Origin of the sequence: Enterobacter sp. Tr-810 (assembly GCF_011752765.1) — a bacterium.
Classification (GTDB): domain Bacteria; phylum Pseudomonadota; class Gammaproteobacteria; order Enterobacterales; family Enterobacteriaceae; genus Enterobacter; species Enterobacter soli.
In genome coordinates this window covers 207221-220365 of sequence record NZ_VWWW01000001.1, presented here as the reverse complement: position 1 = coordinate 220365, position 13145 = coordinate 207221, and the positions used below count along the sequence as shown (strand labels likewise).

Genomic DNA, 13145 nt, shown 5'->3' with positions numbered 1-13145 from the left:
TATGCCACTTTTATCCATAGTCAGCGCGCCGGGGGTGCAGTAGCGTTGTACGGCTCCTTCTGCGCATTACCATGAAATGAGGTAACGAGATGAAAGTACTAGGTTATGCAGCAAAAACACCAACCGCGCCACTGGCTCCCTTCACCTTTGACCGCCGCGAGCCGCGTCCTGACGATGTTGTTATCGAGATCCTGTACTGCGGCGTTTGTCACTCCGATTTACATCAGGCCCGTAATGACTGGGGATTCAGCGAATATCCTATCGTTCCGGGCCATGAAGTGATTGGTCGGGTTGTCTCAGCAGGTGACAGCGTCACAAAATTTAAGGCGGGCGATCTGGCCGGTATTGGTTGCATGGTCGATTCCTGCCGTGAATGTAATCCGTGTCAACAGGGGCTTGAGCAGTATTGCGAAGAGGGCAATGTTCAAACCTATAACGGCCACGACCGCCACGATCATCAGCCCACCTACGGCGGTTATTCTCAGACGATTATCGCCAGTGAAGCCTTTGTACTGCACATTCCGCAAGGTATCGATCTGAAAGGCGCGGCACCGTTACTCTGTGCCGGGATCACCACCTGGTCGCCGCTGCGCCACTGGAATATTGGTAAGGGCAGTAAAGTCGCCGTTGTTGGTTTGGGCGGGCTGGGGCATATGGCCATTAAGCTGGCGCATGGTCTGGGCGCAGAGGTTACGCTCTTTACCCGTTCACCCGGGAAAGAAGCGGATGCTCGCCGACTTGGGGCTGATCATATCGTCTACTCAACGGATGCCGATCAGATGCAGTCGGTGGCGAATCAGTTCGACCTGATTATCGATACCGTGCCGTACGTTCACGATATTAATCCTTATATGTCGACCTTAACGCTCGATGGCACCCTGGTGTTTGTCGGCTTCCTTGGCGATAACCCGCCGGTAAGCACCTTGCCGCTGATCCTGGGGCGCAAGTCAGTGGCGGGTTCGTGCATTGGCGGTATTGCCGAAACCCAGGAGATGCTCGATTTCTGCGGAGAACACGGAATTACCGCCGATGTGGAAGTGATCAAAATGGATGAGATCAACGATGCTTTCGAAAGAATGCTGAAGAGTGATGTGAAGTACCGTTTTGTCATCGACATGAGCAGCTTAAGCGCCAACGCGAAGTGAGAATAATCCGTGTTCGGCATTGAGAAAAATGCGTTGTCTATACTTAACCCTTTGTAAGGCAATAGGAGAGCAACAATGACGATTCACAAACACGGTTCGGCACACTGGTCTGGCGATATTAAACGCGGAAAAGGGACGGTTTCTACAGAGAGTGGCGTTCTTAACCAACAACCTTATGGTTTCAACACCCGTTTCGAAGGCGCAAAGGGTACCAACCCGGAAGAGCTGATAGGTGCAGCGCACGCGGCCTGTTTTTCTATGGCGCTGTCGTTGATGCTGGGCGAAGCAGGCTACACCGCAGATTCCATCGATACCACCGCGGATGTGTCGCTGGATAAAACAGACAGTGGTTTTGCAATAAGCAAAATTGCGCTGCAAAGTCAGGTCACGGTGCCAGGCATTGATCCGCAGCAGTTCGACGGCATTATCCAGAAAGCCAAAGCGGGTTGCCCGGTGTCACAGGTACTGAAAGCAGACATCTCGCTGGATTATAAGCTTAACTAAGCCAGAGCCGGGGCCGCCCCGGCTATCCCTTTAACCCCGCCGGAAATACCTCACCAAGCCAGCTAATAAATACGCGTAAACGATGCGTCAGGTGTCTGTTTTGCGGATAGACCACATGAAATGGATAGGCTGCCGGGCGCCATGCCTGAAGGATCTCAACCATCGAGCCGTCTTTCAGGTGCGTTTTAACGGAATAAGCAAAGGTCTGGATGATGCCCAATCCGGCGACTGACGCCGCGAGGTGGGCGTTGCTTTCATTCACTCCCAGATAGTGTGGGGCGCTGATTTCCCGCGTTTCGCCGTTTTCGCGAAATCGGAACGGGAAGGGTCTGCCGGTTGCGGGGGATAAATAACTGATCAGCCTGTGGCCATTACGCAGCTCTTCTGGATATGCCGGGATACCGTATTTTTTCAGATAATCCGGTGTGGTACAGGTGACCATCTCAGCATCACCAATATGACGTGCGATAAGGCTGGAGTCATTGAGCGGGCCGCCACGGATCACGCAGTCCACATTGCCGCTAATCAAATCGACAGGGCGATCCGCCACGCCCAGATCAATGCGGATATCCGGGTAGCGCTGCATAAAATCGGGCAGCAGGGGGATCAGAACATCCCGGGCAGTTGAGCCTCCGACGTCAATACGCAAATGTCCCTTAGGTGTGCTGCGGGTTACGCGAAACGAGGTATCAATATCTTCGATATCAATCAGCACACGCAGGGCTTTTTCGTAATATTCCTCGCCTTCAGGTGTGCTCACCACCCGGCGCGTAGTGCGGTGCAGCAAACGCACTTCAAGATGGGTTTCAAGCGACTTCACCAGCTTGCTCAGGGTTGCAATGGGCATGTTCAGTGAATCTGCCGCCTGGGTAAAGCTCCCGGTTTCCACCACGCGGGTAAACGCGCGCATCGCCATTAACTGATCCACTCTGCAATCCCCCTGATTATTTCTGTGTGTGAATAGTCATTTTCATTTTTGCTGGTTTTTCACTAATCACGCAAGCGCTAAAGTGATTTCAACGCAAGCGAAAGCCCCTTCAACCGTTTTTGCTGGCATCTACTCCACATAACAGAAGGTGAATCACATGAATCAGAATCTCTCAGGTAAAATTGCACTGGTCACTGGCGGTAGCACAGGTATTGGTCTTGCCACCGCGCAGGAACTGGCCGCGCAGGGCGCAAAAGTCTATATCACCGGCCGCCGTCAGGCAGAGCTGGATGCGGCGACCGCTGAAATTGGTGCCGCAGCAGTGGGTATCCGTGCCGACGTTTCAAAATTGTCTGACCTCGACCAGGTGTATGCGCAGATTGCCAAAGAGGCTGGCCGCCTTGATATCCTGTTCGCCAATGCTGGTGGCGGTGACATGCTGCCGTTAGGTGCCATCACGGAAGAGCAGTTCGACAGAATATTTGGCACGAACGTGCGTGGCGTGCTGTTTACCGTGCAAAAAGCGCTGCCGCTGCTTTCAACCGGCTCGTCCATCATTCTGACAGGCTCTACGGTGTCGATTAAAGGTACGGCGAACTTCAGCGTCTACAGCGCCAGTAAAGCGGCCGTGCGTAACTTTGCCCGCTCGTGGGCGCTGGATCTGCAAGGCCGAGGGATCCGCGTCAATGTGGTGAGCCCTGGCCCAATCAAAACGCCTGGCCTTGGTGATTTAGTCCCGGAAGAACACCGCCAGGGATTGTATGATGCACTGGCCGCGCAGGTGCCACTGGGTCGCTTAGGCGCGCCTGGGGAAGTGGGTAAAGCGGTGGCGTTTTTGGCCTCTGATGCTGCAAGCTTTATCAATGCCACCGAGCTGTTTGTCGACGGTGGCATGGCCCAGATTTAAGGCTGATAAAGCACCGTTAAATCGCCGCCCATGCGGCGATTTTTTTGTGGGCGGCTGGCATCGCGCAGTGAAGTGGTGACACTGTCACATTTCACTAAGGTGCAGTAAGGCACAAGCCAGTCCGTATTGCGGTTATCATGCTGCAAAACCCAGTTTGCCAGGCGTTGCAGGGCGTATTGGTTTTCCGGGAAAAGGTCAACACCGTTAGCCTTCGCAAAGCTTGCGATCATAACCAGCGGTTGCAGGGCGTAATTGTGGTACGCCGCCGCCCGCTCGCGGCGTTTACGTTCGTTGGGCAAGGTGCCATCCGCTTCAATCTGCCTGGCGGCAATGCGGTACTCTTTTACCGACCAGTTAAATAAATCCTGTCTGTTTAACGCCACCGATGCAGCCATCACCGACCATGCGGCCCAGTAGCTGTGGTTATTGGTTTTGGTCAGCGGCAGCCCGTCCCAGTCCTGTACAACCTTGTCGGCCAGCAAGGCTAACCAGCGTTCAATATCTGCATTCTCTTTTAAGGGAGAACCGGGCATAAATTTCAGTTCAACCCAGCCTGTGGCCAGAGTTGCCAGCGCCCATTTACGCATCGACCGCCCGGTATGGTTGGTGTGGGCAGAGGTCAGGGCGTTGGCGTCAGCCCACTGTGTAAAGCCGCTCAGGATACAGTCCCGCGTTTTCGTATCACCGGTGTATTTATAGCGCCAGATCATCTGTGAAATGCCGCGTTCAAAATCGGTTATCGGTTTGGTTTCGTCACGAAAGGCTTTTTCAGCGTCAGGATTGAGCGTTGCACGGGCGCTGTCAGAACCTTCGTATTTGCTGCGAAACACCAGATCTGCGGTATAAGGCGCAGGCAGCGTGACACAACTTCCGTGCCCGGTGTGGAGTAACGGTTTGGCAAAACCCGGCGGCGGCACAAGCTGTGCCGCACAGGCATAAACGGGTAAACAGGCAAGGAAAAGAAGAATTCGCATCAGGTGACTTTACGCCAGCAGCGTACCGCGCGTCCATCAGCAGCGGGTTGCAGCGACTGCGGCGCCTGGCAACCCTCGGTCGCCAGTGGGCAGCGATCGCGAAAATAACATCCTGTGGGAAGATGCCGGTTACCTGGCAGATCCGTTTTTCGCAGTGCGAGACTGTCATCCAGCGGTTCGCCCGTTCTGGGGACGGAATCGAGCAACAGCTGGGTATACGGGTGGCGCGGCTGGCTCAGCACCTGCCGGGCAGGGCCTAACTCGACAATTTGCCCCAGATACATCACCGCTACCCGGCCGCTCATATGGCGCACGACTGATACGTTATGCGAAATCAACACATAGGTGAGATTGCGCTGCTGTTGCAGCTTGACCAGCAAATTCAGGATCTGCGCCTGGACGGAAATATCCAGCGCGCTGGTGGGTTCATCCAGCACGATGATATCGGGATCGGATGAGAGCGCACGGGCAATGGCGATGCGCTGGCGCTGCCCACCGGAAAAAGCGTGCGGCAGCCTGTCGAGATATTCCGCACGAATACCCACCTGTTGGGCCAGGTTTTCGGCAAGCTGGCGGCGTTCGCGCTCGCTGCTGCGTTTTTGTACCCACACGGGCTCGGTAATAATCCGCCAGACGGGCAGACGCGGGTCGAGAGACGAGAGCGGATCCTGAAACACCATCTGCATCCCGCCTGTGCTGTTTGTCCGGTGACAATCGCCGGTACTCGGTCTGAGCATCCCCATCAGCAGCTGTGCCAGGGTGCTTTTCCCGCAGCCGGACTCCCCGACAATGCCCAGCGTTTCGCCCCTGTGAATTTGCAGATCCATCCCGTTGAGGGCGTGAACCTGCTCCGTTACGCGGCCCAACCAGTTTTTTCGGGCCGGGAAATTCACATGTACATGGGCCAGTTCGAGCAAAATGTCAGACATGGCGTTCCTCCAGTTGCGGATACCAGCACGCCGCCAGCTGGCCCTGCGCGCCATTTGGCGTTAAACGTGGCGTGTCGGTGCATTTTGCCCCTGCGGCAAAACATCGTTCACGGAAAGCACAGCCCTGGGGTAAACGGGTCAGATTCGGCACCGTGCCGGGAATGGCAGGCAGCATGTCGCGCGGCTCACCATTTTCCGGCGCACACTGCAACAGACCAATGGAATACGGATGAACCGGGTGGTGGATAATCGTCTGGGTGGTTCCGCTCTCAATGACGCTGCCGGCGTACATCACATACAGACGATCGCAGAGCTGCGATACCACCGCCATATCATGGCTGATAAACAGCACCGACGTGCCGCTGGCGCGGGCTTTGTGTTTAAGCAACCGCAGCACCTGCAATTGCACGGTGACATCCAGCGCGGTGGTGGGTTCATCGGCAATGATCAGCTCCGGCTCGCAGGAAAAGGCAAGGGCGATCATCACCCGCTGGCGCATCCCACCGGAAAGCTCAAACGGGTAACGATCCATCACTTCGCCCGCATCCGGGATTTGCATCTCTTCCAGCAACGAAATGGCTTTCTTCTGCGCGTCTCGTCGCGAAAGGGGCTGGTGCTGGCGGATAACCTCCACCATCTGCTTGCCAATGCGCCGTGTGGGGTTGAGCGCCGTCATCGGCTCCTGGAATATCATCGCCACTTTTGCCCCGCGCCACTGGCGAAGCTGCTTTTCTGAGGCATTCAGCACATCTTCACCAAGCAGTTTCACCTGCCCGTGATGAACGTGATAGCTCCCCTCCGGCAACAGTCGCATGGCCAGCATCGCCGTCACCGATTTCCCGGAACCGGACTCGCCCACCACGCCGACAATTTCGCCGCGTTTGATCTCAAGCGACACATGGTTTAACGCGTGGACTTCACCGCGAAACACCGGGAAGCTGAGGTGTAAATCATCAATGGATAAAACCGATTCGCTCATCACTGTTTCCCTCCTGATTTCGGGTCAAGCAGATCGCGGATACCGTCGCCAAACAGGTTGAAGCCCACGGCGGTGATCAGAATGGCCGCTCCGGGAAACGCGCAGTACCACCACTGGTCGAGGACGTAGTTACGGCCTACAGCCACCATCGCCCCCCATTCCGCCGTGGGTTGCTGAGCACCTAAACCAATGAACCCCAGCGTGGCCGCCATCAGGATCGCGCTGCCGATATCCAGCGAGGCCTGGACTATCAGCGGCGGCAGGGCATTTCGTAGGATATGCCAGCTGATCAGGTGCCAGCGTGATGCACCAAACGTCCGCGCCGCCTGCACATAAGTAAACTGGCGTACCACCAGCGTCTGCCCGCGCGCCAGACGCACGTAAAACGGAATACGCACAATCGCAATCGCCAGCATGGCATTAAACAGGCTGGGGCCAAGTGCCGCCGCCAGCGCCATGGTCAGAACAAGGGAAGGGATCGACAGCATGATATCCATCACCCGCATGATGATGGCGTCTCCTCGTCCACCGAGCACCCCGGATAAACAGCCCAGCAGCGAACCAATCCCGCCGGCAATTAGCACCACGGCAAGCCCGGCAGTGATTGACTGCTGGCTACCCACCAGCACGCGACTGAACAGGTCGCGGCCCACTTCGTCGGTGCCAAACCAGTGCTGCGCCGAGGGCGCCTGTAACCGTGCGGTCAGATCCAGGGCATTTGGATCGTGAGGCACAATCCATGGCGAGGTCAGCATTAACGCCAGCATCAGGAACATAATCATGCCGCCAATCATCGTCAGCGGGCTTTTACGCAGTAACCAGAACATTTTTGCCCAGTCGATGCGCGGTTTGTTGCTTTTAACGGGGACGGGCGTTTCCTGGGTCAACATCATTCGGCACCTCCGCGCCCGATGCGGGGATCAATCCACAGGTAGAGCAGATCGACCACCAGATTCACGAAAACGTAAGCCAGCGACACCACGACGGCAAAGCCCATCACGGCGGGGAAATCGAGCGCCTGGATAGAGGTCACTACCCATGCGCCCATCCCAGGCCAGGCAAAGACGGTTTCAGTTAACACTGCGCCGTAGAGCAGGTCGCCAAGAGCCAGACCAAGCACGGTAATGGACGGGATCATCGCGTTGGGTAAGGCGTAACGTAAAACGATGTACCAGCCCGGCAAGCCGCTGGCGCGGGCGGTACGAATGTAATCCTCGCTCAGCTGTTCCAGCATCGCGGAGCGCACCTGGCGCGCCACTATGCCCAGATGCACGAATGCCAGGGTCAGCGAGGGTAAAATCAGGTGTTGCAGGGCGTTAAAAAATACCTCGCCGTTGCCTTCGAGCAGTGCGTCCAGCAGATAAAACCCGGTAACGTGTGTGGGCGGGTCGAGCCAGTCGTCCAGCCTGCCGCCACCAGGCAGAATTTGCAGATGCCCGTAAAACAGCACGATCACCCCAAGCCCGAGCCAGAATGCCGGGGTGGAGATCCCGGTCATCGCCATCAGGCGCACCAGATGGTCGAGCCAGCGGTTACGGTAAACCGCCGATAAAATCCCCAGCGGCACACCGATAACCAGCGCCAGCAGCAGGGAGCAGAACGCCAGCTCAAGGGTGGCCGGGAAGAAGGCTTTTAAATCTTCCGCGACCGGGCGACCGGTGCGGATAGAGGTGCCTAAATCACCGTGAACAAGGGCATCCACATAGCGGCCGAACTGAATATAGAGCGGTTGATCCAGCCCCAACTGCTGGCGAATGCCCTGCACAATTTCGTCGCTGGCGCGATCACCGGCCAGCAGGCGAGCCGGATCGCCGGGGATCAGGTGCGAAATGATAAAAGTGATAATACAGACACCCGCCACTACCAGGAGTAATCCCCAGCAGCGCTGGCGCACAATGCTCCAGAACGTCATACGCGTCTCCCCGGCCCGGACCGTTACTTGCTCATGGTGTCGATGTTGAATACCTGCTCAAGCATCGGGTTAAAGGTGAAGCCTTTCACCTCTTTGTTCATCGCCAGCTGGTAGTTTTTCTGGAACAGGTACACATATGCGGCCTCGTCGATCACAATCTTCTGCGCCTGCTGGTAATCTTTGGTGCGTTCTGCCTGGTCGGTGGTTTTCAGTGCCGCCTGCAACAAGGTATCGACCTCTTTGTTCTCATAGAACGAGCGGTTACCTGGCAGCCCTTTTTTGTCCGACTCAAACCAGTAGTTCATGAACATGTACGGATCGGCGAAGTCGGGGCTCCAGTTACCGATAGCAATGTCATAATCACCTTTTCCGACGCGGTCACGCATGGTGGCGTTAGCCAGTTTTTCCAGTTTGACGTTGATCCCGAGCTTACCGAGGCTTGCCTGAGTGGACAGGGCGATAGGCTCCCAGTTCGGATCGTTATCGGAATAGAGGAAGGTCAGGCTGGTGGGTTTGTCTTTAACCTTCTCCAGCGCGTCTTTGGCTTTGGCCTCATCAAAGCTATACTGCATGGCGGTTGCGTCAAAGCCCCACATGCCGTCCGGGATTGGGCCGCGCATCTGCTTACCATTCCCGCTGAGAATGCCTTTCACCATGCCCTGATAATCCGTCGCCCAGGAGACCGCACGGCGCAGATCCACCTGGTTCAGCGGCGCTTTGCTGTTATTGAGATACAGATAGGTCACGCGCAGTGAAGGGTATTCCGCCACCGCCACTTTGCCTTCCTGCTTCAGGGCGGAAAGCTGATCTACCGGCAGGGAATCGGCAATATCCAGATCGCCGCGAGAGAGTTGCAGGCGACGCGATGCGCTCTCACCGATAATCTTCACCGAGACGCGCTTATAGTGCGGCTTATTTCCCGGCCAGTGGGGGTTCGGCACCAGCACCAGCTGCTGACCTTTCTGCCAGCTTTTCAGCATAAACGGCCCGGAACCTGCGGTGTTTTGTGCCAGGAAGCCGCGCGCGTCATCGGCGGCGTTGGCTTTCAGTACGGCAGGGTTAATGATCGAGGCCCCGTCGTTCGCCAGGGTATACAGGAATGGCGCAAACGGCTGGCTTAAGGTGAATTTCACGGTGTGTTCATCCACCACATCCACTTTTAAGTCTTTCGGGAAGGCTTCAGACGGCCCCTGGCTTAACTTCAGCAGACGCTCAAAGGAGAGTTTGACCGCCTCGGCGGTGACTGGTGTACCGTCTGAAAATTTTGCGTTGTCCGTCAGGGTGAAGGTCCACTCTTTCTGGTCGTCGGAGGCTTTCCAGCCAGTTGACAGATCGCCTTCAACCTCGGTGGTTCCGGGTTTGTATTTCACCAGACGCTGATACGATGGATAGGTCACGGTCCAGTCGTTGTTATCAATAGTGACCGCAGGATCAAGCGTTTGTGGATCGGCAGCTTTACCGATCACCAGCATATCTTTTGGCACCGCCGCCAGCACTGCGGGGGCGCTCATTGCCAGCGTGGCGGCAATCAAAGTCGTCAGAATCGTTGTTTTCATGGCAAAGCTCCAGATTTAAAGGGATGTGTGCGTCAACGGAAAACAGTCAAAACGATCGTCAAGAAGCGGGTAGCTGGCGGCGTTCGGTAGCTCGAAGTGCCACCATTCGCTGCTGATCCCCACAAAGCCGCCGCCAAACATAATGGCGTTGAGCAGCAGGCGGTTACGCTGTGCCTGCGGCGGCACAGAAGGGTGATAGGGGTGCGAGCGGTCGTGCATTTCGTCAAACCCGGCCCCCATATCCAGTATGTTGTCGTGCTCGTCCATGAGGGTGACGTCGATAGCGGTGCCGCGGCTATGGTTAGAGCCAATGGCCACGTCGACCACGTATTCCGGGTTCGGGCAGGCATCCCAGAGTTGCGCCTGCGCCTGCTGTGGCCGGTAGGCGTCGTACACCACCAGTTTCAGCCCGGCCAGCGTGGCGATGCTGATGGCCTTTGCCAGCGCGGTGGTGGCATCGGGATGCAGCAGGCACAAGGCTTCCCGATAGATAGGGTGGCCGGTAATGTTGTCGGCCGTCGCGTATTTGAGATCGATATGCAGCGTGGGGAAGGTTTTCGCCACATCAACCAGTTGACACTCTTCGGGCATAGCTCCGCTCCTTTAGCGTTCGAATTGACCAAACTCTTGTTGTAATTGTCGGTTTACTGCCAGACGTTCCGGGAGCGCCTCACCCAGCGCTTCCACCACGCCCGACAGCAGCAGGTTGAACAGACAGCTCACCGGCGCCAGCGAATCCCAGAAATGACCGGTATCGGTTTTCACCTGGAGCAGGTCGACAGGGTAATCCCGCGCCCACGGGCACCAGATGTCGGTGATAAGCGCCATGGGAATGTTCTTTTCGCTCGCCACGCGGCAATACTGACGCGCGATGGCCGAGTAGGCGCGGGTATCGGTCAGCACGATATAGGGATGCGTAAACCCGGAATTCAGCGACTCAACCCAGCTGCCGGATAACCCTTCCGAATAGCTGACGCGCGGGCGCAGATATTCCAGATGGCTGAAGAAGGCGTTAGCTATCCCGCGTGTAGACTGGATCCCCAGCACGAATACCGCATCGGCATGGGTTAAACGGTGAACGACCTGTTTAAAGGTTTCACTTTGCGCCAGCTGATAAACCTGGGTAATGGCGTCCACTTCAAGCGATAACGAATGTTGAACCCGGTCAGAAAGCGGGCGCTGCTGTTGCCAGGAGTCGAGACGGTCATTCATTCCCCATGGCTGATAAGGATCGCGCAGACTTTTTTTGGCGTCTTCCAGATTGCGATAGCCGAGCTTACGCAAGAAGCGGCCCACGGTGATCCCGCTGGTCCCTGTGGCAAGGGCAACGCTTTCCGCTGTTTCGAACGGGATTTGCGCGCCATGCGCCAGCATCCAGCTCGCCACGCGTTTTTCACTCGGCGTGAGCTGGCTGAAGGTCGCTTCAATGCGGCTCATCATCTCTGGTTTTGTTGTCATGCCGCCTCGCTGTTAACAGGCTGTCAAACGCCGGGTTGTTGTTACCTGATTAACAATGCACGGCGCGTGCCATGTCCGCATGTCGCGGTTTTCCGCCTGCGCTGCAAAGGTAATGCAATATTTGTTTAACTAATGATCCACATTTGTGCAGCGTAGTTCACTTTTGGTGCAGTGAGCGGATAGCCGGGTATGATTTTGGTGAATACGTCAGTGCCTTCACATTTTTGTTAAGATAAAAGGTATCGTGAACAGGAAAGGGATATCGGCATGGCTAACCTGCCGTGGCGCATCAGTATGCGTCTGATGGTACTTGCAAAGAAAATTGCGCTTGTGATCGGCGTGGTGCTGATTGTACTGCTCGCGATCCGCATTTATGCCTCGCAAAAAGGGCCGGCACTGCATGTATGGCATACCTGGACCGCAGATGAGATGTCGGTCGCAGAGATTGACCGCGCCAGCTTTGCGCAATACCTCACCCGGGAAAACGCCATTTTTAGTGACCTGCGCAGTCAGGTGACGGACAAAACCGAGGTGAGCGAACGTACGCCGCTTAACCGTTTTTATCGTCACAGCCTGGTGTGGCCCGATCAGTTTTCGCCTGACGCTAACCGTTCGTTTGTTCTGATGCCCGCCGGGAAGCCGCGCGGGGCGGTAGTGCTGCTGCATGGGCTGACGGATTCGCCGTATAGCGTCCGGCATCTTGCGGTTGATTATCAGCAGCGGGGATTTGTGGCGGTTGCCCCACGCCTGCCCGGGCACGGAACGGCACCGGGCTCACTCACCGATGTCGACTGGGAAACCTGGCTTGCCGTGACACGGCTTGCGGTGAGAGAAGCGACACGTCTGGCGGGTGATAACGTGCCGCTGCATCTGGTGGGCTATTCCAACGGCGGGGCGCTGGCCATGAAATATGCGCTCGATAGCCTGGATTCCCCGCAGCTTCGCAAACCGCAGCAACTGGTATTACTTTCCCCGATGATTGGCGTCACAGCGTTTGCGCGTTTTGCCGGGTTTGCCGGTTTACCCGCGATGCTCCCGGCATTTGCAAAAGCAGCATGGCTGAATATCGCCCCGGAGTATAACCCCTATAAATACAATTCGTTCCCGGTTAACGCCGCACGTCAGTCCTGGTTACTGACCCAGGCGCTGCAACAACAGCTCAGCCGCGATGCAAGAGAAAACAGGCTAGCCGCGTTACCGCCCGTTATGGCATTTCAGTCAGTGATGGATTCAACGGTAAGTACCCGGGCTGTGGTCACCGAGTTGTTCGACCAGCTCCCAGAAAACGGCAGCGAGCTGGTGATGTTTGATATCAATCAGGCCGCTATTTTCCGCCCGCTGTTCAGGGCATCGTCATGGACGGCTGTCTCTGAGCTGCTGCCCGCTGCCGTTAGGCGTTACAGTGTCACCGTTATTACCAACGCCAACGCCCATACGTTCGACACCATCGCCAGAACCACGCCTGCCGGGAGTATTGAGACACAGGTTATCCCCTTGAACACGCCGTATCCGCAGGATGTGTATTCGCTGTCGCATATCGCGGTGCCATTCCCGCCCGATGACTCGCTGTATGGCAGCCGTCCGAAGGTGAAAAATCAGTATGGTGTCAGTCTGGGAACCGTTTCGCTGTGGGGTGAGACATCAGTACTGAGCGTTGGTAAAGATACGCTGATGCGTGTCACATCGAATCCTTTTTATGACTATATGCAGGAGCGGATCGACAGGCGTATTGGTGGGGGAGAGACAAAGTAACCCGGACTTAGTAGGTGACGAAATAAGCAACAATTTAATTAATTTAACTTATGTTTAACCAGGAAAATCTTAAAACAATTTATAGAAGCAATATAATTAGT

13 protein-coding genes are annotated in these 13145 nt (G+C 56.1%); 4 read left to right on the top strand and 9 right to left on the bottom strand.

Translation table 11 applies throughout. The features are described from left to right. Positions 1-89 precede the first annotated feature (89 nt). Complete coding sequence (locus F3J30_RS00955; RefSeq protein WP_166715340.1) at positions 90-1145, top strand: NAD(P)-dependent alcohol dehydrogenase; 1056 nt, start codon at positions 90-92, stop codon at positions 1143-1145. Between the two features lie 75 nt (positions 1146-1220). Then, positions 1221-1649 (top strand): OsmC family protein, encoded by a 429-nt coding sequence (locus F3J30_RS00950; protein ID WP_166715339.1) that lies wholly within the window; start codon positions 1221-1223, stop codon positions 1647-1649. Positions 1650-1671: 22 nt separating this feature from the next. On the opposite strand, the gene F3J30_RS00945 is transcribed toward F3J30_RS00950, so the two are convergent. After that, positions 1672-2577: a LysR family transcriptional regulator gene (locus F3J30_RS00945; protein WP_166715338.1), complete on the bottom strand. Its 906-nt coding sequence runs from the start codon at positions 2575-2577 to the stop codon at positions 1672-1674. 157 nt (positions 2578-2734) lie between these two features. Here F3J30_RS00945 and F3J30_RS00940 point away from each other — a divergent pair, with 157 nt between their 5' ends. Beyond that, positions 2735-3484, top strand: a complete 750-nt coding sequence (locus tag F3J30_RS00940) for an SDR family oxidoreductase (protein ID WP_166715337.1) — start codon at positions 2735-2737, stop codon at positions 3482-3484. Here the strand turns inward: F3J30_RS00940 and F3J30_RS00935 are convergent. Genes F3J30_RS00935 through F3J30_RS00900 form a run of 8 tightly spaced genes read right to left on the bottom strand, consistent with a single transcriptional unit; the run spans position 3481 to position 11292 of the window. Beyond that, positions 3481-4458 (bottom strand): mannuronate-specific alginate lyase, encoded by a 978-nt coding sequence (locus F3J30_RS00935; RefSeq protein ID WP_166715336.1) that lies wholly within the window; start codon positions 4456-4458, stop codon positions 3481-3483. The two genes, F3J30_RS00940 and F3J30_RS00935, sit on opposite strands and share 4 nt — an antisense overlap. Then, positions 4458-5387, bottom strand: coding sequence for an ABC transporter ATP-binding protein (locus F3J30_RS00930; protein WP_166715335.1), 930 nt, complete (start codon positions 5385-5387; stop codon positions 4458-4460). Before F3J30_RS00930 ends, F3J30_RS00935 begins: the two co-directional genes overlap by 1 nt. After that, a complete protein-coding gene (locus tag F3J30_RS00925; protein ID WP_166715334.1) occupies positions 5380-6366 on the bottom strand; it encodes an ABC transporter ATP-binding protein in 987 nt (328 codons plus the stop codon). Before F3J30_RS00925 ends, F3J30_RS00930 begins: the two co-directional genes overlap by 8 nt. Further along, positions 6366-7259, bottom strand: coding sequence for a D,D-dipeptide ABC transporter permease (gene ddpC / locus F3J30_RS00920; protein WP_166715333.1), 894 nt, complete (start codon positions 7257-7259; stop codon positions 6366-6368). The genes F3J30_RS00925 and ddpC overlap by 1 nt, the downstream gene beginning before the upstream one ends. Further along, positions 7256-8278 (bottom strand): ABC transporter permease, encoded by a 1023-nt coding sequence (locus F3J30_RS00915; protein WP_166715332.1) that lies wholly within the window; start codon positions 8276-8278, stop codon positions 7256-7258. Before F3J30_RS00915 ends, ddpC begins: the two co-directional genes overlap by 4 nt. A 23-nt stretch (positions 8279-8301) precedes the next feature. Then, positions 8302-9834: an ABC transporter substrate-binding protein gene (locus F3J30_RS00910; protein ID WP_166715331.1), complete on the bottom strand. Its 1533-nt coding sequence runs from the start codon at positions 9832-9834 to the stop codon at positions 8302-8304. A 15-nt stretch (positions 9835-9849) separates the two neighbouring features. Then, a complete protein-coding gene (gene ddpX / locus F3J30_RS00905; RefSeq protein WP_166715330.1) occupies positions 9850-10425 on the bottom strand; it encodes a D-alanyl-D-alanine dipeptidase in 576 nt (191 codons plus the stop codon). Positions 10426-10437: 12 nt separating this feature from the next. After that, positions 10438-11292, bottom strand: a complete 855-nt coding sequence (locus F3J30_RS00900) for a MurR/RpiR family transcriptional regulator (protein WP_166715329.1) — start codon at positions 11290-11292, stop codon at positions 10438-10440. Between the two features lie 267 nt (positions 11293-11559). Here F3J30_RS00900 and F3J30_RS00895 point away from each other — a divergent pair, with 267 nt between their 5' ends. After that, positions 11560-13044, top strand: a complete 1485-nt coding sequence (locus F3J30_RS00895) for an alpha/beta hydrolase (protein ID WP_166715328.1) — start codon at positions 11560-11562, stop codon at positions 13042-13044. Positions 13045-13145: the final 101 nt, after the last annotated feature.